The organism is Streptomyces sp. NPDC059224 (assembly GCF_042754285.1).
In the GTDB taxonomy this organism is placed as follows: domain Bacteria; phylum Actinomycetota; class Actinomycetes; order Streptomycetales; family Streptomycetaceae; genus Streptomyces.
This window is the reverse complement of the sequence record NZ_JBHZAN010000004.1, coordinates 100,911-122,851: the sequence shown is the minus strand read 5'-3', so window position 1 is coordinate 122,851 and position 21,941 is coordinate 100,911. Positions and strand designations below refer to the sequence as shown.

Annotated in this window: 23 protein-coding genes; 15 read left to right on the top strand and 8 right to left on the bottom strand. The window is 69.9% G+C overall.

From position 1 onward, the window contains the following. The first annotated feature begins 320 nt into the window (after positions 1-320). The 3 genes from ACFXI4_RS05775 to ACFXI4_RS05765 all read left to right on the top strand — a co-directional run bounded on the left by ACFXI4_RS05775 (position 321) and on the right by ACFXI4_RS05765 (position 1,516). A complete protein-coding gene (locus tag ACFXI4_RS05775) occupies positions 321-821 on the top strand; it encodes a thiamine pyrophosphate-dependent enzyme (protein ID WP_384988444.1) in 501 nt (166 codons plus the stop codon). Positions 822-848: 27 nt separating this feature from the next. Beyond that, positions 849-1,244 (top strand): fluoride efflux transporter FluC, encoded by a 396-nt coding sequence (locus tag ACFXI4_RS05770; RefSeq protein WP_384988442.1) that lies wholly within the window; start codon positions 849-851, stop codon positions 1,242-1,244. A gap of 65 nt (positions 1,245-1,309) precedes the next feature. After that, positions 1,310-1,516 (top strand): CrcB family protein, encoded by a 207-nt coding sequence (locus tag ACFXI4_RS05765; protein ID WP_384988441.1) that lies wholly within the window; start codon positions 1,310-1,312, stop codon positions 1,514-1,516. A 10-nt stretch (positions 1,517-1,526) separates the two neighbouring features. Here ACFXI4_RS05765 and ACFXI4_RS05760 read toward each other — a convergent pair whose 3' ends face one another. The 4 genes from ACFXI4_RS05760 to ACFXI4_RS05745 form a co-directional block, all read right to left on the bottom strand. Continuing rightward, entirely contained in the window at positions 1,527-2,417 is an 891-nt protein-coding gene (locus ACFXI4_RS05760) for an NAD(P)-dependent oxidoreductase (RefSeq protein WP_384988440.1), read from the bottom strand. 159 nt (positions 2,418-2,576) lie between these two features. After that, complete coding sequence (locus tag ACFXI4_RS05755; protein ID WP_384988438.1) at positions 2,577-2,759, bottom strand: hypothetical protein; 183 nt, start codon at positions 2,757-2,759, stop codon at positions 2,577-2,579. Between the two features lie 83 nt (positions 2,760-2,842). After that, positions 2,843-3,202 carry a nuclear transport factor 2 family protein gene (locus tag ACFXI4_RS05750; RefSeq protein WP_384988437.1) on the bottom strand — a complete coding sequence of 120 codons (360 nt, stop codon included), beginning with the start codon at positions 3,200-3,202 and terminating at the stop codon, positions 2,843-2,845. 23 nt (positions 3,203-3,225) lie between these two features. Next, complete coding sequence (locus ACFXI4_RS05745) at positions 3,226-4,029, bottom strand: SDR family oxidoreductase (RefSeq protein WP_384988436.1); 804 nt, start codon at positions 4,027-4,029, stop codon at positions 3,226-3,228. Positions 4,030-4,157: 128 nt separating this feature from the next. Here ACFXI4_RS05745 and ACFXI4_RS05740 point away from each other — a divergent pair, with 128 nt between their 5' ends. Together ACFXI4_RS05740 and ACFXI4_RS05735 are read left to right on the top strand one after the other, a co-directional pair. After that, positions 4,158-4,676, top strand: a complete 519-nt coding sequence (locus tag ACFXI4_RS05740; RefSeq protein ID WP_384988434.1) for a winged helix-turn-helix transcriptional regulator — start codon at positions 4,158-4,160, stop codon at positions 4,674-4,676. 248 nt (positions 4,677-4,924) lie between these two features. Beyond that, positions 4,925-6,097, top strand: coding sequence for an alpha/beta hydrolase (locus ACFXI4_RS05735; protein WP_384988432.1), 1,173 nt, complete (start codon positions 4,925-4,927; stop codon positions 6,095-6,097). A 155-nt stretch (positions 6,098-6,252) separates the two neighbouring features. Here the strand turns inward: ACFXI4_RS05735 and ACFXI4_RS05730 are convergent, their stop codons facing one another. Next, complete coding sequence (locus tag ACFXI4_RS05730) at positions 6,253-7,134, bottom strand: helix-turn-helix domain-containing protein (protein ID WP_384988431.1); 882 nt, start codon at positions 7,132-7,134, stop codon at positions 6,253-6,255. A 120-nt stretch (positions 7,135-7,254) separates the two neighbouring features. Between ACFXI4_RS05730 and ACFXI4_RS05725 the strand changes: the two genes are divergently transcribed. Then, positions 7,255-8,022: an alpha/beta fold hydrolase gene (locus ACFXI4_RS05725; protein WP_384988642.1), complete on the top strand. Its 768-nt coding sequence runs from the start codon at positions 7,255-7,257 to the stop codon at positions 8,020-8,022. A 113-nt stretch (positions 8,023-8,135) separates the two neighbouring features. Here ACFXI4_RS05725 and ACFXI4_RS05720 read toward each other — a convergent pair whose 3' ends face one another. Then, the gene (locus ACFXI4_RS05720; RefSeq protein ID WP_384988430.1) at positions 8,136-8,309 is read right to left on the bottom strand and encodes a hypothetical protein; all 174 of its coding nucleotides are present in this window, start codon (positions 8,307-8,309) and stop codon (positions 8,136-8,138) included. A gap of 624 nt (positions 8,310-8,933) precedes the next feature. Here ACFXI4_RS05720 and ACFXI4_RS05715 point away from each other — a divergent pair. The 5 genes from ACFXI4_RS05715 (at position 8,934) to ACFXI4_RS05695 (ending at position 13,130) form a co-directional block, all read left to right on the top strand. After that, on the top strand, positions 8,934-9,674 hold the full coding sequence (locus ACFXI4_RS05715) for a class I SAM-dependent methyltransferase (protein ID WP_384988429.1): 741 nt from the start codon (positions 8,934-8,936) through the stop codon (positions 9,672-9,674). Positions 9,675-10,244: 570 nt separating this feature from the next. Beyond that, positions 10,245-11,432, top strand: coding sequence for a CE1758 family FMN-dependent luciferase-like monooxygenase (locus ACFXI4_RS05710; RefSeq protein WP_384988428.1), 1,188 nt, complete (start codon positions 10,245-10,247; stop codon positions 11,430-11,432). Continuing rightward, positions 11,432-11,914: a MarR family winged helix-turn-helix transcriptional regulator gene (locus ACFXI4_RS05705; protein ID WP_384988427.1), complete on the top strand. Its 483-nt coding sequence runs from the start codon at positions 11,432-11,434 to the stop codon at positions 11,912-11,914. The genes ACFXI4_RS05710 and ACFXI4_RS05705 overlap by 1 nt, the downstream gene beginning before the upstream one ends. Then, positions 11,911-12,639, top strand: coding sequence for a CE1759 family FMN reductase (locus ACFXI4_RS05700; protein WP_384988425.1), 729 nt, complete (start codon positions 11,911-11,913; stop codon positions 12,637-12,639). Before ACFXI4_RS05705 ends, ACFXI4_RS05700 begins: the two co-directional genes overlap by 4 nt. A 116-nt stretch (positions 12,640-12,755) precedes the next feature. After that, positions 12,756-13,130 carry a VOC family protein gene (locus ACFXI4_RS05695; RefSeq protein ID WP_384988423.1) on the top strand — a complete coding sequence of 125 codons (375 nt, stop codon included), beginning with the start codon at positions 12,756-12,758 and terminating at the stop codon, positions 13,128-13,130. 238 nt (positions 13,131-13,368) lie between these two features. On the opposite strand, the gene ACFXI4_RS05690 is transcribed toward ACFXI4_RS05695, so the two are convergent. Together ACFXI4_RS05690 and ACFXI4_RS05685 are read right to left on the bottom strand one after the other, a co-directional pair. Then, positions 13,369-14,007, bottom strand: coding sequence for a putative adhesin (locus tag ACFXI4_RS05690; protein ID WP_384988641.1), 639 nt, complete (start codon positions 14,005-14,007; stop codon positions 13,369-13,371). A gap of 436 nt (positions 14,008-14,443) precedes the next feature. Further along, positions 14,444-15,115, bottom strand: a complete 672-nt coding sequence (locus ACFXI4_RS05685) for a hypothetical protein (RefSeq protein WP_384988422.1) — start codon at positions 15,113-15,115, stop codon at positions 14,444-14,446. A gap of 172 nt (positions 15,116-15,287) precedes the next feature. On the opposite strand from ACFXI4_RS05685, the gene ACFXI4_RS05680 reads away from it, so the two are divergent. The 4 genes from ACFXI4_RS05680 (at position 15,288) to ACFXI4_RS05665 (ending at position 21,740) form a co-directional block, all read left to right on the top strand. After that, positions 15,288-16,496 carry a HupE/UreJ family protein gene (locus ACFXI4_RS05680; RefSeq protein WP_384988420.1) on the top strand — a complete coding sequence of 403 codons (1,209 nt, stop codon included), beginning with the start codon at positions 15,288-15,290 and terminating at the stop codon, positions 16,494-16,496. 158 nt (positions 16,497-16,654) lie between these two features. Next, positions 16,655-18,634: a fibronectin type III domain-containing protein gene (locus tag ACFXI4_RS05675; protein ID WP_384988418.1), complete on the top strand. Its 1,980-nt coding sequence runs from the start codon at positions 16,655-16,657 to the stop codon at positions 18,632-18,634. A 150-nt stretch (positions 18,635-18,784) separates the two neighbouring features. After that, positions 18,785-19,864 carry a WxL protein peptidoglycan domain-containing protein gene (locus ACFXI4_RS05670; RefSeq protein ID WP_384988417.1) on the top strand — a complete coding sequence of 360 codons (1,080 nt, stop codon included), beginning with the start codon at positions 18,785-18,787 and terminating at the stop codon, positions 19,862-19,864. Positions 19,865-20,642: 778 nt separating this feature from the next. Further along, on the top strand, positions 20,643-21,740 hold the full coding sequence (locus ACFXI4_RS05665; RefSeq protein ID WP_384988415.1) for a tyrosine-type recombinase/integrase: 1,098 nt from the start codon (positions 20,643-20,645) through the stop codon (positions 21,738-21,740). Positions 21,741-21,941: the final 201 nt, after the last annotated feature.

The window sequence follows — 21,941 nt, the reverse complement described above, 5'->3', positions numbered from 1 at the left end:
AGCTCGCCGAGCGGCTGGTGACATGGTCGGGGGAGCCGCCGCGCCCACAGGACGGACCGGCCCTGGTGTCCAAGGGGCTGATGCTCGCCGACTCTCGCGCCCCGCGGTGTGGTCCATCCGCCCGTTCCGCTGGACGATGGGACCGAACCCGCCGAGGTGAGCGCACTGGAGCAGTTGCCGGACCGTGACGTGGACGGCGCCCCGGTCGGTCCCGCAGAAGGCGCTCGACACCCTCGTCCAGGCCCTCGATCGTGCGTCGGCGTCGGCGCCGACGCCGACGCCGGCGCCGACGCACGTGCTCGAACGACGGCGTGGCGTGCATGGGGGCTCCCGTGTTCCGCTACCACGCACCCAGCACGGACGACTTCCCGCGACGGGGCGTCAGCGTGTACGCGGTCACCGACGACCCGGACGAGGCGGCACGTGCTCCTTTCGGGCGCATCTCGGTCGGTGACCCGTCCGACGCCCTGGTACGGATCACCGGACTGCGGCTCGGAAACCCGGACCGTCCCGTGGTGGCACTGATCGGGGACGGCGCGATGCGGTACACCCGGGCCGCCCTGTGGACTGCGGCACGCTATCAGGTGGCCGTCACGTTCGTCGTCTGCACCACCACGTACCGCGCGCTGCAGGAGTTCTCCGAGGTCCTGCACGTCCCCGAGGGCGACTACCTCGACATCTGCGGCCTCAACGTGCTGGACATCGCCCGCGGTTACGGCGTGGAGACCCACCGGGCCGGATCCCTTGACGACCTCACCGACTACATCCGCAAGGGAACGTCGGCCACCGGCCCCCGCCTGGTCGAGATCCTCCAGCGCTGACGGACACGCCCATCCCGAAAGGAGCCGATGAACTGTGACTTCGACGCACTCGCTGTCAACGAACACCGGTGGAGAGCGAGCGGCGGTGCCGTCGTCGCCGTCGTGGCCGCCGGTGGGGTACTCGGTGGGGAGGCACGCTACGCCGCACTGCGTCTGTGGCCCCGGAGTCCCGACGGCTTTCCGCTCACGACGTTCGCGGTGAACGTGGCCGGCTGCGCGGTGATCGGCGTGGTCCTGGTGGTGCTCAGCGAGATGCGCGCCACCGGTCGTCCGCTGAGACCCTTCCTCGCCACCGGAGTGCTCGGCGGATTCACGACGTTCTCGACCTTCGCACTCGACAGCCGGCAGCTGATCCAGGACGGGACGCCGGGGCGGCGCTCGTCAGCATCGTCGGCACCCTCGCGGCGGCACCGGCGGCCGTGACGTGCGCCGCGGTCGGCACGCGCAGACTGCAGGGACTGTGGAAGTCCGTCTTCCCGTGGGGGACGTTGAGCGTCAACGTGCTCGCCAGTCCGGTCCTGGGAGCGGTGGCGGTGGCCGGTCACGATGGCGCCGTGCAGCAGGCCGTCGCGGTCGGCCCGTGCGGCGCGCTCTCCACGTACTCCACCTTCTCGCACAGCTGCCTGCGTCTCGTCGAGGACGGGTTCGGCTTCTTCGCCGCCGCCAACGTTGCCCCGGAGCAGCGGATCAACTGACACGGAGCGGTCAGGGGCGCAGCAGGGTACCTGCGGCCTCCTCCAGGAGGGCTACGGCCAGGAGTTCGCCATCGACGGGTCCGAAGCGCTCCAGAGCCAGCCGGTGGATGCGCAATACGGTGTCGGCCATCTCGTGTGGGGTGCCGAGGTCCCGGGCCTCGCCGGTGATGACCTCGAGTTGGTCGTGGATGCGGTCGAGACCGTAGGAGCGAAGGTAGTCACCGGCGAACAGGGCCGACAGGTCCCGGCGGATGAAGTCGCTCCCCGCCGCGCTGTCGGCCAGCGTGTCGCGCAGGGCAGAGAGGTCGATGCCCGCTCGGCGTCCGAGCAGCAGGGCTTCGGCGGTGGCCGTGGCCTGCCCGAACCAGAGGAGGTTGACGAGGAGTTTCGTCGTATAGCCGGTTCCGGGGCCGCCCATGTGGTGGATCCGGTCCGACGTCGTCACGGCCTCCAGCAGTGGCCTGCACCGGTCGAGGAGTTCGGCGGAACCGCCCACGAAAAACCGCAGGTGCCCGCTTTCGGCGTCGTCCGGGCTCCCGCCCATGGGCGCTTCGAGAACGTCGACGCCGTGGGCACCGGCTCGTTCCCGCAGCTTTCGCGCGGTCGCCGGGGCGTTGCTCGTCATGTCGATCCACACGGCACCCGGGGCAAGGGCTGCGAAGACGGCATCCGGAAGAGCAGCCGCCGCCTCATCGGGTCCGGGAACCACGGTGACCAGTACGTCAGCCCCGGCCGCGGAGGTCGTGACGGAGGGCGTCCAGTCCGCGCCCAGCGAGCGCACCGCTTCCTCCCGTTCGGAACGCAGATCGGAAACGGTCACCGTGTGGCCCGCCGAAACAAGGCGTCCACACAGCGGTGTCCCCATGCGACCGGCACCGACGAGGGCTATGCGTGAGGGCAAGGAGTCACCGCCATGTCAGTTGTCGCGTCTGCCGTTTCCGTCCGGTGGACCCGAAAGGCCCGCACCGTCCGGTCCCTTGAGGACACTATGGATCACCCGGGAATACCGTGGTCATCCTATGAGCTCGTCACGTGATCACGATCCGGCCTTCTAGGGGCCTCACCAGCAGACGAGGTCGAAGCTCCATGGCTTCGGCCGCCGCTGACAGGTGTCGGGCCACCCCGGCTGCTGCCCTTCTCGCCCCGGATACGGGAACTGGCGCACCCCGTGGGTGTGGTGGTGGGTCGCGGGCAGTTGGCCGGGACGGCCCTGGTCGGCCCGTCGGGTGAGGGCCGTCGTCACGACGGACCCCTCGTCGTCAGGCCGGGAGAACTCCCCAGGGCCGGCCGAAAACGCCTGGTGCTGCTCGCACTTGGCGAGCGGTGTCAGGGCTCGATGACGAGGGTCTCGATGCGGCCGTCGCTGAGGGCGAAGCGGTAATGGAGGTCTACCGTCCCGCCCGGGAAGTCGCCTTCGAGGTGCTGGGTGGCGACATAGCGGTCCGGGGCGGTCTTCCACGCCGCCGTCAGTTCGGTCGTGTACGTGTACTCGCCGGCGGCGCGCGTCAGCCAGGTCTCGATCGCCGGTGCCCCCCGATGGGTCCTGCCGTCGTCGGTCACGGTGGCCTCGGGGTGGAAGGCGCCGAGCGCGGTGGCGGTGTCGCGGGCACGGTGGGCGTCGAGATAGCGCGTGATCACCTCGGGGAGGGCGTCGGGAGCGATGGTCTGAGGCTGTTCGTTGGGCATGTCGCTGTCCTGGGTCGGTGGGTTCACACGGTGGGGAGGGTGCCGCCGTCGATGACGTGCTCGGCGCCGACGATGGCGGAGGCGCGGTCCGAGGCGAGGAAGGTGACGAGTTCTGCGACTTCCTCCGGGCGGTTGGGGCGGCCGAGCGGGATTCCGCCCAGGGAGTTCATGAGCTGTTCCAGGGCCGCTTCCTGGGTGGTGCCGGCGTTCTGGGCGATACGGGCGACCAGGTGGTCGGCGGCGGTGGTCTGGACGAAGCCCGGGGCGACGGTGTTGACGCGGATGCCGTGCGGGGCGACCTCGTTGGCGAGACCTTTGCTGTAGGTGGTCAGCGCGGATTTGGCGGCCGCGTAGGCGAGGGTGCCGTTCCACAGCGGCATACGACGCTGGATCGAGGAGACGTGGATGATGACTCCCCGCCCGGCCTCGATCATCGCGGGCAGCAGACCGCGGTCCAGGCGGACGGCGGCGAGGAGGTTGACGTTCAGCTCCCTGGCCCAGTCGTCCTCGTCGAGGGCCGCGTATCCGCCCGAGGGCGCGTCCGAGCCACCCAGGTTGTTGACCAGGATGTCGATGCCGCCAAGGCGCCGTCGGGCTTCCTCGACCACGGTCGCGGCGCCCTCGGGGGTGGTCAGGTCCGCGGCGATCATGTCGGAGGCCGCGACCTCGTCCGGTCGGCTGCGTGCGGTCACGAGGACGGTGGCGCCGGCCTGGGCCAGCCGTCGGGCGACGGCCGCACCGACTCCTTTCGTGCCGCCGGTGACCAGGGCGCGCCTGCCTTCCAGCGAGTCGCCGAATGGGCCGGTCGAGGGGACGGGGGTGGTCATGGTGAGTGCCGTTCTGGGGTGGGGGCGTGGGGTGCGGGCGGGCATACAAGAGCCCGCTCCTGTCGTTACTGCTAAAATAGAAGCCAGTAACTTCGACTTTAGCAGTAACTCTCTGGGAGTGGTCAACCTTGACAAGCCGCATCAGGGCAGAGGACCTCGAATGCCCGCTGTCCACGACCGCGCAGCACGTCGGCGAGTGGTGGACCCTCCTGCTCCTCCACGACGCCTTCGACGGGTACACCCGCTTCGACCAGTTCCAGGAGAACCTCGGCATCTCGACCAGCATGCTCACCGCGCGCCTGAAGCAGCTCGTCGCCGACGGCCTGCTGGAACGCCGCCCCTATCAGACCAATCCGACCCGCCATGAATACGTCCTGACCGAGCTGGGCCGCTCCCTGCGTCCGGTGATCGTCGCGCTCGCCGCCTGGGGCAACGCGCGCCTCGCACCCGAACAGCGGAGCATGATCCTGGTCGACGCGGACAGCGGTGAAGAGGTCGAGCCCGTGGTCGTCGACGCCAGGACGGGCCGCCGTCTCGACGACAGCCACTCCTACGTATTCACCGCAGGACCCGCCGCCAGCCCCACCATGCGCGCCCGCTACACACCTCGCACCCAGCCCGCACCCGATGGTGCGGGCGCTACCTGACACCGGATTTCGCCGAGATGGACTCCGCGCCGACTGGTTCCGGGTGCCGTCGGCAGCGGCCTGTACGGCCCCCGGGGGTGGTTGTACGACCGAGGAGGTCGGGCCGACCGCACGCGGCGACGGCCGAGCGGGACCTACGCGGCTGACCTGGTCGGTGTCCCGTCTGGCCTAACCCCGATGGTGTACGCCATTTGGGCCAGCCAGGCTTACGGAGGGGGACGACTCGATCACGTAGGGAATCCGCAGACATGAGAGCAACAGACATCGGCGCGATACGCACCGTGCCCGGAGCCCGCCGCCTGCGCCGGCTCGCCGTGGCAGCATTCCTGACGGCGACGGCGACCACGATGAGCGCCTGCGGCACCGTCCGGGACGGCGCCGCCCCCGGAACCGGCCAGGGCTTGGCGGCGGTAGCCGAAGGCGCCAAGTACGTGCCGTGCGGCAACCCGCCGCAGAAGCTCGAGAAGATCGACCAGGACTTCCTGGACCAGCTCGCGGCCGCCGGCGGAAAGCCGCTGTACGACCTGTCGTACCCGGCCGCCCGCGATGTGCTGAACAAGCTCCAGGCGGGACCCGTCCCGATGCTGCCCGCGCAGATCACCGAGCGCACCGTGCCGGGCGGCCCGACGGGTCCGGTCAAGGTCCACATCGTGCGCCCCGCCGGCGTCAAGGGGACGCTGCCCGGCATCGTCTACATCCACGGCGGCGGCTGGGTCCTCGGCAACTTCAAGACCCACGAGCGCCTCGTCCGCGAACTCGCGAACGGCGCCCGCGCCGAGGTCGTCTTCGTCGACTACACGCCCTCTCCCGAGGCCCAGTTCCCCGTCCCCATCGAGCAGGCGTATGCCGTCGCCAAGTGGGTCGGCGTCCACGGCACCGAGATCAGCCTGGACCCCTCCCGGCTGGCCGTCGCCGGTGACTCCGTCGGCGGCGACATGACTGCCGCGGTCACGATGATGGCCAAGCAGCGCGGGGGCCCGCACTTCCGCCAGCAGGTCATGCTCTACCCGGTCACCGACGCCGACTTCGAGACGGCGTCGTACACCCGCTACGCCGAGAACTGCTGGCTGACCCGGCCGGCCATGAAGTGGTTCTGGAACGCCTACGCCCCGAAGACCGCCGACCGCGCCAACCCGCTGGCCTCGCCGCTGAGGGCGACCGTCCAGCAACTGCGCGGCCTGCCACCGGCCCTGGTCATCACCGACTCCGACGTGCTGCTGGACGCGGCCGACGCCTACGCCGCGAAGCTCAGGTCGGCGGGCGTGCAGGTGACCTCGACGCACTACAGCGGAGTCACCCACGACTTCATGATGCTCAACGCGCTGCGTGACACACAGGGCAACAAGGCGGCGGTCGCCCAGACGACGGCGACCCTGCGCGAGGCGCTGTACGCCTCGACGGACCCGGTCGGCGGCAAGTAGCCGGGACAGGTGCTCGACTCGCCAACGGGGCCTGACCGCTTCCTCCGTCAGACGATGTCGATCACGATCTAGCCCTGAGCGGTGCCGTTCTCCGTGCCGGGGGCCGGGCAGGGGCCTGAGTGCCCCTGCGTCGGCGAGGGCGGCCGCCTCACGCCTCAGCTCTCCAGGCCAGTGGCGGCGCAGACGCCGGCGCCGCGGGCACGGGCGATCTGAACGGCCCCTCGGGAGACCTGCCATGCGCCTGGGCGCATGCCTGTCGCCTTCCGGAAGAAGACCGAGAAGGTGGATGCGTCGGGAAAACCGAGCACGGTGGCGCAGCGAGCCGCACTGAAGTGGTCGTGCGCGAGGAGCCGTTTGGCTTCCAGGACGATCCGGTCGACGACGTACGCCTTCGCGGTGCGGCCGGTGGCCCGCTGCACCGCTCGCGAAAGGGTGCGGGGAGCGAATCCCAGAGCACGGGCGTAGTAGCCGGCGTCGTGGTGTTCCCGGAAGTGCGCTTCGACGCTGGAGCGGAACATCAGGAACAGCGGAGGAAGGGGCCCTGCCTCGGAGTCGGGTGGGTGCAGCCGGGCAACGAGCGCGGACAGCAGGATCTGGGGCAGCTCCGTCGAGAAGTCCTCGGGTGCAGCGGACTCCTCGATGAGGAGATGGTTGCGCGCCGTGTCGACGTAGGGCCAGTCGGCGTCGGGGATGCTCCAGGACGCGACGAGGTCCGGTGAGGTGACGAGCTCCCGGGTGGCGTGGGTGACCGGCGCGGTCGGCACGAACAGCACGAGGTGCCCCGCCACACCGGCGATGTCGTCCCACCGGTGCACCGCGCCGGGTGGAATCCACACCGCGGACCGCTCCGCGAGCGGATGGTGGAGGAAATCCACCGTGACCGAGCCGTGTCCGGCGTCGACGATGGCGAGGACATGGAAGTCGGCGCGCTGCGTGCCGCCGTCGTTCAGCTCGCGGAGGCGGTCGAACGTCATCGTCTCGACCGCGGCGGCAGTGTGTCCTGCGGCCTGGTAGGTCATCTGCCGGATCGTGCTCACGTGTCCAGTTTTCACCATCGGGCGACCCATCTCGCCGATGACCCGTCCTGGTGCAGAAGTTTCAATGAATACACGGGGCATTCGCCCAGCACACCGATCGAAAGAGACTTCGTGAACACGATGCACCAGAAGCTTCTGCCCGTTTACGACCACCGGCCGGGGACCGGACCGACCCTGGTGTTCCTGCACTACTGGGGTGGTTCCGCCCGTACCTGGGACCTCGTCGTCGACCGCCTGGCGGGCCGTGACGTACTCACGGTCGACTTCCGCGGTTGGAGCCGGTCGCGCGATCTGCCCGGCCCCTACACGCTCGGTCAGCTCACCGACGACACCCTCGCCGTGCTCGCCGACGCGGGGGTCACCGACCACGTCCTGGTGGGGCATTCGATGGGGGGCAAGGTCGCGCAACTGGTCGCGGCCACCCGGCCCGCCGGCCTGCGCGGCATCGTCCTCGTCGGCTCCGGCCCGGCAAGGCCCGCCCCACAGATCACCCCCCAGTACCAGGAAGCCCTGTCGCACGCGTACGACACCACCGAGTCCGTAGCCGGGGCGCGGGATCACATACTCACCGCGACCGAGCTGCCCGCTGTGATCAAGGCGCGGGTCGTGACCGATTCGCGGACCGCCACCGACGACGCCCGCACCGAGTGGCCGCTGCGCGGTATCGCGCAGGACGTCACCGAGCAGACGCGCATGGTCACCGTGCCGGCCCTCGTGGTCGCCGGAGAGAACGATCGAGTCGAGCCCGTCGACGTGCTGCGCGACAACCTGGTGCCCTACCTGTCCCAGTCCGACGTCGTCGTCATCCCGCACAGCGGTCACCTGATCCCGCTGGAAGCCCCGGCCGAGCTCGCTGAGACCATCACGGCCTTCGCGCCGGCAACCTGACCCTCCCCGCGGCCCGCGGCTGCGCGGGGCACCGCAGAAGCGAGCCGGCCGCGCTCCCGCACCGAGGGTGCGCCGTGGGTGACCGAGCGGACGTTGCCGATCCCGTAAGGGCATCAGCGCTTGAAGGTTTCCTTCGTGCTCTCCTTCACGCCCCGCGTCCTGCCTCGCGCTTCCAGGGCGGCGCCCTTGGCCGCGAGGGTTTCGTTATGCACCGCGTGGGCCGTCTTCCGTACGATCTTTCCGGCGACCTGTTCGGCCTTCGCCTTCGTCTTGTCTCCGACACTCATCTCAGTACCTCCGCGGAGTCTCACCGGCCGCGTGCCCTTGGGGCGGGGAGCGAAACCATCCATGGAAACGCGTCACCGACCAAGGGCACCTTCTGCGGTCCGGCGGCGTACGTCTGCGCGGTCGTGCCGCTGTCCGGGACCTCATCAGCGTCAGCTCGATGCTCGGAGCCGGCAGCAGGTGATCCGTACGAGGATTCGCCCAGGAATCGCTTGTGCACTTTTTCGAGGTGTCCACCGTCAGAGGCCCGGCCGGCAGTGGCCGACTGCCGTGGTGGCTGACGCGGGCCCACACTCGGACCGGGAAGCCTGCCAGGGGTCACCTCGGCCGGATCGGCCGGGAGGTGAAGCACCTGTCCGCGGACCCGGACCATTCGTTCCGGCGTCGCGAGCGGGTGCCTGACGACGCGGAGTGCGGTGGTCTACGGGGGAGCTCGTGGGCACGGTCGCCGGAACCATGGGCGTCTGCCCGGGTGACGTGCTCTGCTGCTCACGGGCAGGACGATTCTCCGGGTGGAGCCGGGGGCCGGGTCTGGCGGGGTTCCAAGGTGCGCAGGACCGAGGGGAGGGCCGGCCGGTGCCCGAATCGTGTTGACCGGCCCCCGCAGGCAGTGCTGGAGTCGGCACGTGGACAGCATCCCCGCCAACCGGCGGCTCTGGAACCAGATCAGCAGTGCCTACCAGCACAGGCACGACCCGCGAATCGGCGCCACGCCCAGGCTGTGGGGCATGTACTCCATCCCCGATGCGCACCTGCACGCCCTGGGTGACGTCACCGGCAAGCGCGTCCTCGAACTCGGCTGCGGCGCCGGCCAGTGGTCCAGGGCGCTCGCCGCCGAGGGCGCCACCGTGGTCGGGCTCGATCTGTCCGAAGCCCAACTCGCAGCAGCGGCCCGCGCGATGGGAGCGGGCCGCTACCCCCTGGTGCAAGGCGCCGCGGAACGACTTCCCTTCGCCGCAGACAGCTTCGACCTGGTGTTCTGCGACTTCGGTGGGCTCAGCTGGGCGCCCCCGCACCTGGCCGTACCGCAGGCCGCACGCGTCTTGGGCCGAGGCGGGCGCCTGGTGTTCAACGTCGCCAGCCCGTGGTTCGAAGCTTGCTACGACGAAGCCGCCGGCCGCGTGACCACGACGCTGCGGCAGGACTACTTCGGACTGGGCACCATCGCCGAAGACGACGGCGCGACCAGTTATCAGCTCACCTACGGCGGCTGGGTCAAGGTCCTGCGCGGCGCGGGTCTCATCATCGACGACCTCATCGAGCCGCGGCCCGAACTCGGAACACCCAACGGCTACAACGAAACCGACCCACCCGACTGGGCACACCGCTGGCCCGCGGAACTGCTCTGGGTAACCCACAAGCCGTAGGTTCCGCCGCGCCGAGACGTGAAGACATGGCCCCGGCGGCGTCGCCGAGGCCGGAGCGGACGGTTGCCGAGGCGATCTGGTCAAAGCTCACGTGGGGGTTGTCCGGCCCGTACGCTTCGTCGTCGATGCGCGGGCCAGCACGCCGGCGGTGCGCGGCGCGGCCGGACCCCGGCGGCCGCAGGCACCTCGGCCGCCGTCGCGATCAGCGGTGCCGGCCGGCGGTGAACAGGCCCAGCGGGACCGGCTCCGGCGCCAGCGGGGCGCACGGCTCCAGGAGGCCTCCTCGCTCGTGGTCGTTTCCGCTCCAGCACGTGCACGCCGAGCCGGCACCGAGCCGAGGCGACGACCGACGGCAGGTCGGCCAGCTCACCCCTTGCCATCACGTCCTCCAACCGCGATGCCGGTCGGTCCGCGGGCGTCCTGCCGTCCCGCCCGGTGGCCGCCGTCGGCGTCCGGATCGTCGCGAGGGCTCCGGGAGGATCTCGGCTCCGTCGGCCGGGGTCGGGGGAATACATGCTCAGGCATGTTGTTAGATTGCATGCGAAGTCATGTATTACTAGGGAGCGCAGCATGCAGTTCGGCATATTCGGGGTCGGTGACATCTCACCCGACCCGACCACGGGACACACGCAGAGCGAGGCGGAGCGGATCGGAAACCTGATCAAGATCGCCAGACGGGCCGACGAAGTCGGCCTCGATGTCTTCGCGCTGGGCGAGCACCACAATCCACCCTTCGTGATGTCCTCGCCCCCGGCGCTGCTCGCCCACATCGCGGCGCTGACAAAGCGGATCATCCTCAGTACCGCCGTGACCCTGATCACGACCAACGACCCGGTGAAGATCGCCGAGGACTACGCCATGGTGCAGCACGTCGCCCAGGGGCGCCTGGACCTGATGCTCGGCCGCGGGAACACCGTCCCGGTGTACCCGTGGTTCGGCAAGGACATCCGTAAAGGGGTCCCCCTCGCCCTGGAGAACTACAACCTGCTTCATCGGCTGTGGCGCGAGGACGTGGTCGACTGGGAGGGACAGTTCCGCACCCCGCTGCAGGGCTTCACCTCCACCCCTCGCCCGTTGGACGACGTCCCGCCGTTCGTCTGGCACGGCTCGATCCGTAGCCCTGAGACGGCCGAACAGGCGGCCTACTACGGGAACGGCTTCTTCGCCAACCACATCCTGGCCCCGAATCTCCACTTCAAGCCGATCGTCGAACTCTACCGGCGACGGTACGAGCACTACGGCCACGGCACCGCCGAGCAGGCCATCGTCGGACTGGGCGGCCAGGCGTTCATCGCCAAGCGCTCCCAGGACGCGGTCAACACCTTTCGGCCCTACTTCGAGAACTATCCGCTCTTTCGCGGCTCGAAGCTGGAGGACTACATGGCGGGCACACCGCTGACCGTCGGCAGCCCACAGGAGGTGATCGAGAAGGTCCTCACGTTCCAGGAGGGCTTCGGGGACTACCAGCGGCAACTCTTCTCGGTCGACGCCCTCGGCCTGCCGCTGGACATGGCGTTGGAGCAGGTCGAGCTGCTGGGCACCGAGGTCGTACCGGTGCTGCGCAAGGAACTGGCCGCCCGCCGTGGACCCGGTGTCCCGGACGCTCCTACGCACGCATCCCTGGTCAAGGCGAAGTACGGCGAAGCCGAGCCGCGTCAGCCGCGCCCGAACCCCAACAGGGGCGACAACCTGTCGGGCACCTCGCCCTACCAGGACAGCGACCCGGCCTTCGAAGCCGACTTCCCGGCGGCGCTGTGATGGCCGGCGACAGCCGGCTGGCCAACGAGGCGTGGGAAGCGATGTTCCGAGCTCAGGCGACCCTCGCGCGCGAGTTCGAGTACGAGGGTGACTGGGGTGACTTGCCGCCACGCGAGTACGGCGTCCTCTACGCGCTGGCCGGAGCGAAGGACGGCCTGCGGATCACTGACCTGATCGACGACGCCCTGCTCACCCAGGCGGGCGTGTCCCGGCTCGTCGTCCGGCTGGAGAACCGGGGACTCGTCGAACGGCGGCCCGATCCCGACGACGCCCGCGCCTGGCGCATCGTCCTCACCGCCGAAGGCCGGGAAGTGCAACGCCGCCTCGGCCGCGCACATGCCCGGCACGTCACGACGGCGATGACCCGGGCTCTGACCCGCGAGCAACTCGAGACGCTGCGCGAGCTCGGCCGTGCGCTGCTAGCCGCGGCCCCCGTCACCACCGCCCACCGCACGAAAGGACCCGCGAGGGACAACGCATGAGCGACCTCACCCCTGCCGTCGGCGTGGTGACGATCGCCGTCATCAACGCCGGCGTCAGCGAGCCGTCGTCGACCCGGCTGCTCGCCGACCGCACAGCCCAGAAGACGGTCGACATCCTCGAGGCGTCGGGCACGACAGCCACCGTACGCTCGATCGATCTCGGTCCTCTCGCCACGGACATCGCACAGAGCATCGTCTCCGGAATGCTCCACGCGAAGGTGCGGGCCGCCATGGAACTGCTCGCACGGGCCGACGCGGTCATCGCCGCCACACCGGTCTACAAGGCGGGGATCAGCGGCCTGTTCAAGTCGTTCGCCGACCTGATCGACAACGACCTGCTCATCGCCACACCGGTGGTACTCGCAGCGACAGGCGGAACCGGACGACACGCCATGGTCGTCGACGACCAACTCCGGCCGCTGTTCGGGTTCCTGCGCACCATCCCGGTGCCCACCTCCCTGTACGCCGCACCCGAGGACTGGGCGTCGGCCGACCTCGGCAGGCGGATCGCCCGAGCCGCGCAGGAGCTCTCCGTCATGCTGCGCACCGGAGCAGGCCGGCAGATCGCGGACAGCAACTGGAACGACCACACGCACCAGTTCGGCGGCAACGCCGTACGGGCCCAGCGGTCCTTGGACGACGTCGACTTCACCACCGATCTCATGCGCCTCGCCACCGGCGGAAGCGCGCGCCCGCAAGCCGACGGCCCGACCGATGCACGTTGACGGCGCGTCACGGGGTTCCGTAGCCCTGACCGGCCCTCCGGGTTTCGAGGACGAGCGGCTCCGCGCGGGGCCGGCGGCACCTGGACGGTGGGAACCATTCATGATCAGCTTGGGGCATGAGTTCTCTGATACGGCACGTCACCGTCGACGCCGCGGACCCGTTCGTTCTTGCGGGCTTTTGGGCCCAGGCCCTGGACGGCTCGCTGGCAGATGACGACTTTCCCGGGGATCCGGAGGCCGTGGTGACCACTGCTGCTGCCACCTTGCTGTTCGTCAGGGTCGATGACCGCAAGGCCGTGAAGAACCGTGTACACCTGGATCTCCAGCCCCAGGACCGGACCCGGGACGCGGAGGTCGAACGGCTGCTCTCGCTCGGTGCCACGCTTCAGAGTGACCACCGAAGGGATGACGGCACCGGGTGGGTGACGCTGCACGATCCCGAGGGCAACGAATTCTGCGTGGAACGTAGTGCGGCGGAGCTGGCGGCCTAGGACCGGCACGCTCAGCACCCGGGCTACCCGGGCCGCCGCCGGCCTCGGCGCGGGGCATGTCGGCGTCGAGGCCCGCGAAACCCGCGGGAACCCGCCCCGGCGGATGACGCGGCGAGGCCGCCGACCCTGGCGGAGAACGACGTACCGGCTACGGACCTCGGTCACGCGACCCGGGCCCACCGTCACGGCGGAGACGGTGCCCGGGAAGCCGTTCACGTGGCCGCCGCGCACCTATGCGCTATTTCCTTCTGCGCTTGGAGGGCTCCGCGGGCTCCGGGGTGGGAGTCCTGGGCGTGGCGCGCAGCATGACGGTGTAGTTGCGGTGCTCGAAGAGCCGGTCGATCTCGGGAACGCTGGAGGAGCCCACACCGCAGCACGCGTAATGGATGGTCAGCGGCGGGGCCCCGTCCTCCTGGCCTTGGCGGGCCGTGACGAATTCCTGGACCTTGTCCCGCAGTGTGCCGCGCTCGACCGAGGTCGCGCCCTCGGCCAGATGCCTGGCCTCCAGAGGCATCAGCTTGTAGTTGATGACCTCCTCGCCTGCGACGAAGGTCTTGGGATAGCCGGGGGGCATGGCCTTGCGCTTGTTGGTGGGACCGACCATTTCGAGGTCGTCCGCAGTCGGTGAGGTGCCGGACTCGATGAGTTTGGCCACCTCGTTCTCCAGCCATGCGCCGGGCGGCGCGTAGACGACGAGCTCGATGCCCTCGGGCACGGTGAACGTGGCCTTGAGCGCGCGGCTTCGAGGGTTGTCCGGGTTCTTGGGCAGGCGCTGGTTGTCACCGAACCGCCCGTGCCCGCTGAGCACGGTCACGTTCGGGTCCTGGGAGGTGTCGGCGGGCACCCGCTGCACGGGCGTCGCCCGGTTGCCGAGCATTTGGGACACCGCGGCATTGCCGGCGGATCTCTGGAGCACGGTCAGGGAGTCGGGTCTCTGAGCCGACGCGGAGGGCGTGAGGGCCGTGGGGGATACCGGCCGCACACTCCTGCGGGACCCGGGGCCCTCCTGGGTCTCTTCATGTGCGCGCACGAGCCGCTCCCATCGACGAGATCCAGAGGACGTACGGTGTGTGATGCTAGGCGGTCGAACGTGCGAACGCATGCACCGGCGGGCACACTCCGGGGCAACGTGACCTGCCGGAAGGTCATGTGGAGGAGCGCTCCACGACTCCGTTTCGCGAGCCCGGCACCCGCACGGAAGCGACGGGGCCGGTCTCACGGGCTGCACGTGTCAGGGCTCCGGCATGGCCGGTTCCGGTGGCGCCGGCACGGCGTTCGTGATCCGGCGATCCGGTCCCGGTCGTACGCCGGGGTCAGTGCAGGCCGAGCCAGACGACGATCCCCGTGAGGCCGGACAGCACCGCGGCGACGCCCGCGCGGACGGCGGCGGAGCAACGGGCGGCGGTGAAGCTGGAGGGGTCGTAGGTGGAGGACATGCCGAGGCCCTCGCCGCGGAAGGACGCCCCTGACCAGTCCACCGAGGTCACATTGTCGGTCGGCTCGGCCAACTCCGCGCCGACCACCAGGAACCGCTGGGACAGATGGCTCGGGGTGACGGTGGCCAGCGGGTCGATCAGATCGTTCCCGGCGCTGACGATCAGGTCCGCGCCCATCTCCAGGGACTCGCTGACGCTCGCCAGCAGGTCGGCCGGGTGCTCGGGGGCCACGGTCCGCAGGTCCACGTGTTCGTCCTCGGCCCATGTCCGGACCGCCTTCACCAGAGCCTTGGTGGGGCGGTCCGTGCCCGACGTGAGCAGCACCACCCTGTAGTCCTCGGGGGGATGGACACCGTTCCAGGAACCGGGCCGCGGAGTGACGGTCGCCTCCGGGGCAGGCGGCGCGGACGGGTCGGTGAAACCCGCGCCGAGCGTGCCGACCGGGGTCGGGCTCTCGTGCGGACGTGACCAGTCGTCGTTGGAGCCGCAGCCGGTGACCAGGGCTACGGCCGCGGTCAGGGCGGCCACGGCACTGAGCGGGGTGCGCAACGGGATCGTCCTCCAGAAAGTGGCTGCTGATGTGAGGACATCGTCATATGAGCGGACCCGTCGTAGATGGCCGAAAGGGGCTGATCGAAAAGCTGTTCTTCCATGATTCGCCATCCGGGCGGCGCGAATTCACCCACCGCGTGGAGCGTGCACGGGCAACCGAAGGAGCTACATGTCACAGCACGTCCGCCGGGTCGTCATCATGGTCACCGCAGCGGTGATCGCACTGTTCGGCGCCGTCCGTCCCGCACTCGCCCACGGGTTCACCTCCACCGTCTACGTCCAGGTCGGCGCCGGCGACGACGGCCGGATCCGGACAACCCTGGAACTCGAGTACGACCTCTACGTCGTCTCCGCCGCCGACGCCGAGCATGACGACTCCCTCTTCCAGCAGGGCAACTCCGCCTTCGAGGACGGGGACAGCCGCGCCCAGGCCGCCGCCCTGAACGGGCACCACCGTGCCGCCGTCGACTACGTCACCGGGCGGTTCACCGTCGACTCGGCCGGGCGCCCCTGCACCCCGTCCGGGCAGGGCGGATTCACGCTGCTCCGGCAGGAGGGCGTGCCGTACGCCCGGCTCGTACTCGACTGGGACTGCGCCGGGCGGAGCGCCGACGCGGTGTTGCGCAGCGGACTGTTCCCCGACGGCGAGGGCTACGTCCGCGACACCAAGACGATCATCACCTACGAGCTGGAGGGCCGGTCGGGCAGCGCCGCGCTGGACGCCGCGCACCCGTCCTTCTCGCTCGGCCAGGCCTGGTACGAACGGTTCTGGGAGTTCTTCCGCCTCGGCGCGGAGCACCTGCTGGGCGGCATCGACCACATCCTGTTCCTGCTGGCGCTGATCGCCGGTTCCAGGCGGCTGCGCGAGATCGTGCTGGCCGCCACCAGCTTCACCCTCGCGCACTCGGTGACCTTCCTGCTCGCCGCGCTCGGCGTGGTCGAGGTGCCTGCCCGGGTCGTCGAACCGGTCATCGCCCTGTCCATCGCCGTGGTGGCGGCCTGGTACCTGTGGCGGATGTGGCGCGGCCGCGGCCGGGCCGCCGAGGTCGGGGCGGTGGCGTCCGGACGGCTGGGACTGGACCGGGCCGGGTGGGTGCGACTCGGCGTCGTGTTCTGCTTCGGCCTGGTGCACGGGCTCGGCTTCGCGGGCGCGCTCGGCATTCACGAGGCCTGGTCGTGGACGCTGCTGTGGTCCCTGTTGGTGTTCAACGTCGGTATCGAGGCAGTGCAGTTGGGGATCATCGCGGTCGTCTTCCCGCTGCTGGCGCTGGTGCGCCACCGTTCGCCCGCGGCCGGTCTCTGGCTGACCGGCGTCGTCTCGGCAGGGGTTGCCGTGATGGGGGCGATCTGGTTCGTCCAGCGGCTCACGGGCGTCTGAGCAGGGACGGCGGACCTGTCGGGGCCGCAGCCGGCCCAGTTCCCCGGGGACCTGGGAAGTTCAGGAAGTCCCAAGATCGCATTTACTACTCGTTTACCAAGCGGAGAGACGTTCTTGGCGTCCACTTATGCACTCCGTGCACCAAAGGAACGTAATCGATGAGATCAAGACCCTCCTCGCAGGTCTCCGGGCCTGCGCGGCGCCGCATGGCCACCGGGGCCGCAGCGGCATTCCTGGGTGTGGCCATGGCGATCGGCAACGGCCTGGCGGCTCCCGCCAGCGCGGCCGAGTCCACCACGCTCAGTGGCATCATCCTCGGTGTCGGCGCGAACGAGTCGCAGCGCACCGTGACGTGGTACTCCTCGGCGGACACCGCCCAGCAGGTGCAGGTGGTTCCGACCGCGCAGCTCGTCAACGGCGAGTTCCCGGCCGACGCGACGCGCTTCGACGCCGTCGGCGGCGCCAACATCGCCACCAGTGGCGGCTACAACCGCCACGCCACCCTCACCGGTCTCAAGGAGCACACCGCGTACTCCTACCGGGTCGGCTCCGAGGGGAACTGGTCGACCACGTACGCCTTCAAGACGCAGGACTTCGAGGGCGACTACGACTTCCTGTTCTACGGCGACCCGCAGATCGGCTCCTCCGGCAACACCGCCAAGGACCAGGCCGGCTGGCAGGACACCCTCGACGTGTCGCTCGCCGCCAATCCCGACGCCGAACTGCTGGTGTCGGGCGGCGACCAGATCGAGAGCGCCAACACCGAGTCCCAGTGGAACGCCTTCCTGGCGCCCGACAAGCTCCGCCAGTACCCGTGGGCCGCCACCATCGGCAACCACGACGTCGGCGGCAAGGCGTACGAGCAGCACCTCTACACGCCGAACACCGACCGCACGGCCCCGTACTACTCCAACGGGAACCCGGCGTCGAACACCTCCGGCGGCGACTACTGGTACATCTACAAGGACGTGCTGTTCATCGATCTGAACAGCAACAGCTACGCCACGTCCCAGGGCGGCGGCGGTGACGCGGCGCACGTCAACTACGTCACCGACGTCATCAACAAGCACGGCTCCGAGGCCAAGTGGAAGGTACTCGTCTACCACCACGCGATCTACTCGCCGGCCTCGCACGCCAAGGACAGCGACAACAAGGTCCGCCGGACGGACTTCCCGACGACGTTCTCCAAGCTCGGTGTGGACCTGGTGCTTCAGGGCCACGACCACAGCTACTCCCGCAGCTACCTGATCAAGAACGGTCAGAAGGAGAACCCGGACGAGCAGCCCGGTGCCGCGGACGTGTACCCCGGTCCCGGCGGTGTGCTGTACGTGACGTCGAACTCGGCCTCCGGCTCGAAGTACTACGACATCACCAAGCCGGACAGCAGCGGCACGAGCGGTGCCGGCAACGGCGCCGACCCGCTCAACCCGGACAGCTACTGGTACAACTCGGTCCAGAACCAGGAGCACGTCCGCAGCTACGTGAAGGTCGGCGTCCGCAAGGACAAGCTGGTCGTCGAGAACCTGCGCAGCGGCACCTGCGAGGCACCCAACGCCGCGGTGGAGCTGGGCGAGGTGCCCTGCACCAACACCACCGGGGACAAGCCGGTCGGCTCGGTCGTCGACAAGGTCACGGTCCACCCGTACCACGGCGACTCCCAGGACCTGCAGGTCGACGTCCCGGACGCGCCCCCCGGCGAGTTCGGCTGGACCGTCGACGGCTACAACGGCCTGGTGGACCTCGGCACCGCGCAGAACCACGACGGCGACTACTTCCAGGCGGCCGGCCAGATCAACCCGATCCTGGTCTCCGACAGCCGTCGTTCCCAGGCCCCGTGGTCGGTCTCGGCCAGCGTCAGCGACTTCAAGGACGCCGACAAGACCTTCTCGGGCGCCTACCTCGGCTGGACGCCGAACGTGCTCCTGGACGGTGCCGGCGCCAAGGCCAGCGGTTCCGTGGCCTCCGGCTACGACGACAACGGCCAGGGCCTGTCCGTCTCGCGCGGCCTCGCCTGGGCCGAGCAGGGCCACGCCAAGGGCAGGGCCAAGCTGGGCGCCGACCTGGACCTGAAGATCCCGGGCAGCGTCAACAAGGGCACCTACCGCGCGACTCTCACGCTCACCGCGCTGAGCAGCTGACCCGGTAGCAGTACCCGGTGGGGCGGGCACCGCCCGGTGCCCGCCCCACCCCCGCACGTCCTTTCGCGCCCCCGACCCGCACGGAGGCCCGGCGCGTCCCGATCCCGCCGCCCGCCACGGCCTGCCCGCCCGCCAGCCCGAGGACCCCAGATGCACGCCCCCATCCTGCGCCGGACCACCACCGTCGCCGCCCTGTTCCGCACCGCCCTGCTCACCCTGCTCGCCGCACTCGTGGTCACCGGGCCGCTCACCGTCCCCGCCGAGGCCGCGGGCGGCGACGTCACCTGGACCGTCCGCACAGCGCCCAACAGCTACGGCTCCGACCGGTCCAGCTTCGCCTACAGCGTCAACCCGGGCGGCCGGATCGACGACGCGATGGTCGTCGCCAACCGCGGCAAGGACCCGCTCACCCTCTCGGTGTACGCGGCCGACGGCTACACCACCGACACCGGCCAGCTCGACCTGCTCACCCGGGACAAGAAGTCCGTGGGTGTGGGTGCGTGGCTGCACGCCGACCGCACGAGCGTCAAGGTCGCGCCGGGCCGGACGGTACGCATCCCGTTCAGCGTCACCGTCCCCGGCAACGCCACTCCCGGCGACTACGTGGGCGGCCTCCTCACCTCCCTGAAGCAGCCGGACGCCGCCGCGGGCATCAACGTGGACCGTCGCCTCGGCATCCGGGTCAAGCTCCGGGTCAGCGGCGCACTGCGTCCACGGCTCGCCGTCGAGGACCTCTCGGTCGACTACCACGGCACCGCCAACCCGTTCGCCACCGGCGAGGCGACCCTGACCTACACGGTCCACAACACCGGCAACACCGTGCTGTCGGCCCGTCAGAAGGCGTCGCTGAGCGGACCGTTCGGCTGGCTCAAGGCCAAGGCCGGTGCCGTCGCCGCCACCCCCGACCTGCTGCCGGGGGAGCGCTGGAAGGTGACCGTGCCGCTGCACGGGGTGGCCCCCGCGGTCCGGCTCACCGCGGCCGTGACCGTGACCCCGCTGCTCACCGACGCGTCGGGCTCGGTCTCCCCGCTCGCCCCCGTCCGGGCCACCGCCGGCGGCTGGGCCGTGCCCTGGACCCTGCTGGTCGTGATCGTGGTCCTGGCTGCCGCGGGCACCGCCTGGCTGCTGCTCGCCCGCCGCGCCCGCGCCCGCCGGGCGGAGCGGGAGAACGCCCGCGTCGAGCAGGCGGTCAAGGAGGCCCTGCGCGCGCAGGAGCCCCAAGACCACTGACGGTTCACGAGCAGTACGGCCACCCCACCGGCGCCGCGCGGCTCTTCGGCACCTTATCGGCCTCCAGGTGAACCAACCGGCTTTCCAGCGTGGTTGGTTCACCGTCGCAGTCGAGCCGACGGCGCGTGGCTGGGTGGGTGAGCAGTGACACCGTCTGCCGGTCAGTGCGCCAGCACCGGGCCCGTCGGAAACGGTATCGCTGAGTTCTGACACCGCGTGGGGCTCGCGGTGGGAGCATCGAAGTGCCCGGACGGTACGCAACGCGCTGACCTCGGTCTGGGCGGCGCCGCGCAAGAAGCGTCAGGCTGGTCGCCGAGCACGGCGCTGTCGACCTGACATAGGGGATCGTCCGCCTACGTCGCGGAACGTCGTGACGAGATCCGGATCGCTGCGGGCCGGGGCACCGCGAAGGCATTTCTGCCGCAGTCCCACCGTCCGGGCGTCGAAGAGGAGTCGACTTCGGGGACGTGACCAGCCGTCCGGCCGGCCAGGAGGTCAAGTCAGCCTGTTCTCCTTCCGCCTGTCGTATTCCGGCAAGGCGGTGCACCGACTCGTTGACCGCACTATCGGCGTGTCATCCGCCGCTGCGGTCGTATAGACGAGGAGTCTCCGTCCGAAGCGATGAAGCGTGGACGGAGATGTGATGGCTCAGGATTCTCGCCGACTGGACTAAGGCCAGTCCGGGTTGGTGGTGGCGCGGGCCGGGAGGGTGGTGGCGACCGGGGATGCCCTGTTGCCGTGGCAGGTGGTGGACGGCTCCGGAGCCCCAGTTGTGCCGGTGAGCGAGTTCCTGCTCGAACTCGTAGCTTGTGGAAACACGGCGGCATCCTGCCGCTCTTACGCCTATGACCTGCTGCGCTGGTTCCGCTTCTTGGCAGCAGTAGAGGTGCCGTGGAACCGCGCCCAGCGCACTGAAGTACGGGACTTCGTGCTGTGGCTGCGTGCGTGCCACAACCCGGCCCGCGATCGCCGCCGTCAAGAGGCGCCGGCTCCTGGGTCGGTGAACGCGCGCACCGGCAAGCCGTACCTGCGTGAGGGGTACGCGCCGTCGACCATCAACCACGCGCTCTCGGTGGTCTCCGCTTTCTACGATCATCACGTGCGGGCGGGACACGGGCCGGTCGTCTCGCCGGTGCCCTCACAAGGCCGCCACGGCCGACGGTTCGAGGTCCATCACAACCCGCTGGAGCCGTTCCGGCTGCACCGCCGCGGCGCCTACCGTCAAAAGCAGAACGATCCTGAGCCTCGGGCCGTTCCGGACGACGTGATCGAGGATCTGTTCGCTGCGCTCGGCTGCAACCGGGACCGCGCCCTGCTTTCGATGTTTCTGTCCAGCGGGGTGAGGGCGGCGGAGATGCTGGGGATGACGATCGGTGACGTGCATCCCGGCGAAGGCCGCATCTACGTGCAGTCCAAGGGACTGGTCGGAGTGAAGCAGGCTTGCCCGGCTTCACCGGAGGCGTTCTCCTGGCTGGCCCTCTACCTGGGCGAGTTGGCCCAAGAGGGACTTCGGCCCGAGCCACATGAGCCGGTTTGGTGGACCCGACGCGGGCTGTTGCGGCCGCTGACCTACACCGCACTGCGGGCCGTGCTGAACCGGATCAACACGCGGATCGGCGCGAACCTCTGCCTGCACGACCTGCGGCACACCCTGTGTCAGCGGCTGGTCGACGACCCCGGATTGAGCCTGGTCGACGCCCAGCAGGTGATGCGGCACCGGCAGATCACCACCACCAGCGGTTACCTACGCCCTCGGACGGACGAGGTGATCGCAAAGGTCCACGAGCACTACACCCGCCCCAAGCCGTCGCCGCGCCCGCTGACGGGCTGGTCCTACGATCCGGACGACCTTGCCGACGTGTTCGGAAGCGCATGATGGCCGCTCGCCACGGACGAACCGCCCGCACTCCGGCCAGTGTCCGTGACCCCGCGGTCCTGATCGGACCCCGGCCGCCGGAGCGGCCTGCGGGGCAGCCAATTCCCGGGCGAGAGCACGCTTCCCGGGCCACGCTGGTCGAACTCGCCCGGGATCTGCTGGTCGAGCCGACCGCTCAGCAGCGGTCCCGGCAGGACCGCG

Bases quoted from the DNA above. Each gene is read 5' to 3' on its own strand.
- ACFXI4_RS05775 (WP_384988444.1), top strand. From the start codon at position 321: ATGGGGGCTCCCGTGTTCCGCTACCACGCACCCAGCACGGACGACTTC.
- ACFXI4_RS05770 (WP_384988442.1), top strand. From the start codon at position 849: ATGAACTGTGACTTCGACGCACTCGCTGTCAACGAACACCGGTGGAGA.
- ACFXI4_RS05750 (WP_384988437.1), bottom strand. From the start codon at position 3,202: ATGCCCAACGAACAGCCTCAGACCATCGCTCCCGACGCCCTCCCCGAG.
- ACFXI4_RS05745 (WP_384988436.1), bottom strand. From the start codon at position 4,029: ATGACCACCCCCGTCCCCTCGACCGGCCCATTCGGCGACTCGCTGGAA.
- ACFXI4_RS05735 (WP_384988432.1), top strand. From the start codon at position 4,925: ATGAGAGCAACAGACATCGGCGCGATACGCACCGTGCCCGGAGCCCGC.
- ACFXI4_RS05725 (WP_384988642.1), top strand. From the start codon at position 7,255: ATGCACCAGAAGCTTCTGCCCGTTTACGACCACCGGCCGGGGACCGGA.
- ACFXI4_RS05720 (WP_384988430.1), bottom strand. From the start codon at position 8,309: ATGAGTGTCGGAGACAAGACGAAGGCGAAGGCCGAACAGGTCGCCGGA.
- ACFXI4_RS05710 (WP_384988428.1), top strand. From the start codon at position 10,245: ATGCAGTTCGGCATATTCGGGGTCGGTGACATCTCACCCGACCCGACC.
- ACFXI4_RS05705 (WP_384988427.1), top strand. From the start codon at position 11,432: ATGGCCGGCGACAGCCGGCTGGCCAACGAGGCGTGGGAAGCGATGTTC.
- ACFXI4_RS05700 (WP_384988425.1), top strand. From the start codon at position 11,911: ATGAGCGACCTCACCCCTGCCGTCGGCGTGGTGACGATCGCCGTCATC.
- ACFXI4_RS05695 (WP_384988423.1), top strand. From the start codon at position 12,756: ATGAGTTCTCTGATACGGCACGTCACCGTCGACGCCGCGGACCCGTTC.
- ACFXI4_RS05690 (WP_384988641.1), bottom strand. From the start codon at position 14,007: ATGCTCGGCAACCGGGCGACGCCCGTGCAGCGGGTGCCCGCCGACACC.
- ACFXI4_RS05680 (WP_384988420.1), top strand. From the start codon at position 15,288: ATGTCACAGCACGTCCGCCGGGTCGTCATCATGGTCACCGCAGCGGTG.
- ACFXI4_RS05675 (WP_384988418.1), top strand. From the start codon at position 16,655: ATGAGATCAAGACCCTCCTCGCAGGTCTCCGGGCCTGCGCGGCGCCGC.
- ACFXI4_RS05670 (WP_384988417.1), top strand. From the start codon at position 18,785: ATGCACGCCCCCATCCTGCGCCGGACCACCACCGTCGCCGCCCTGTTC.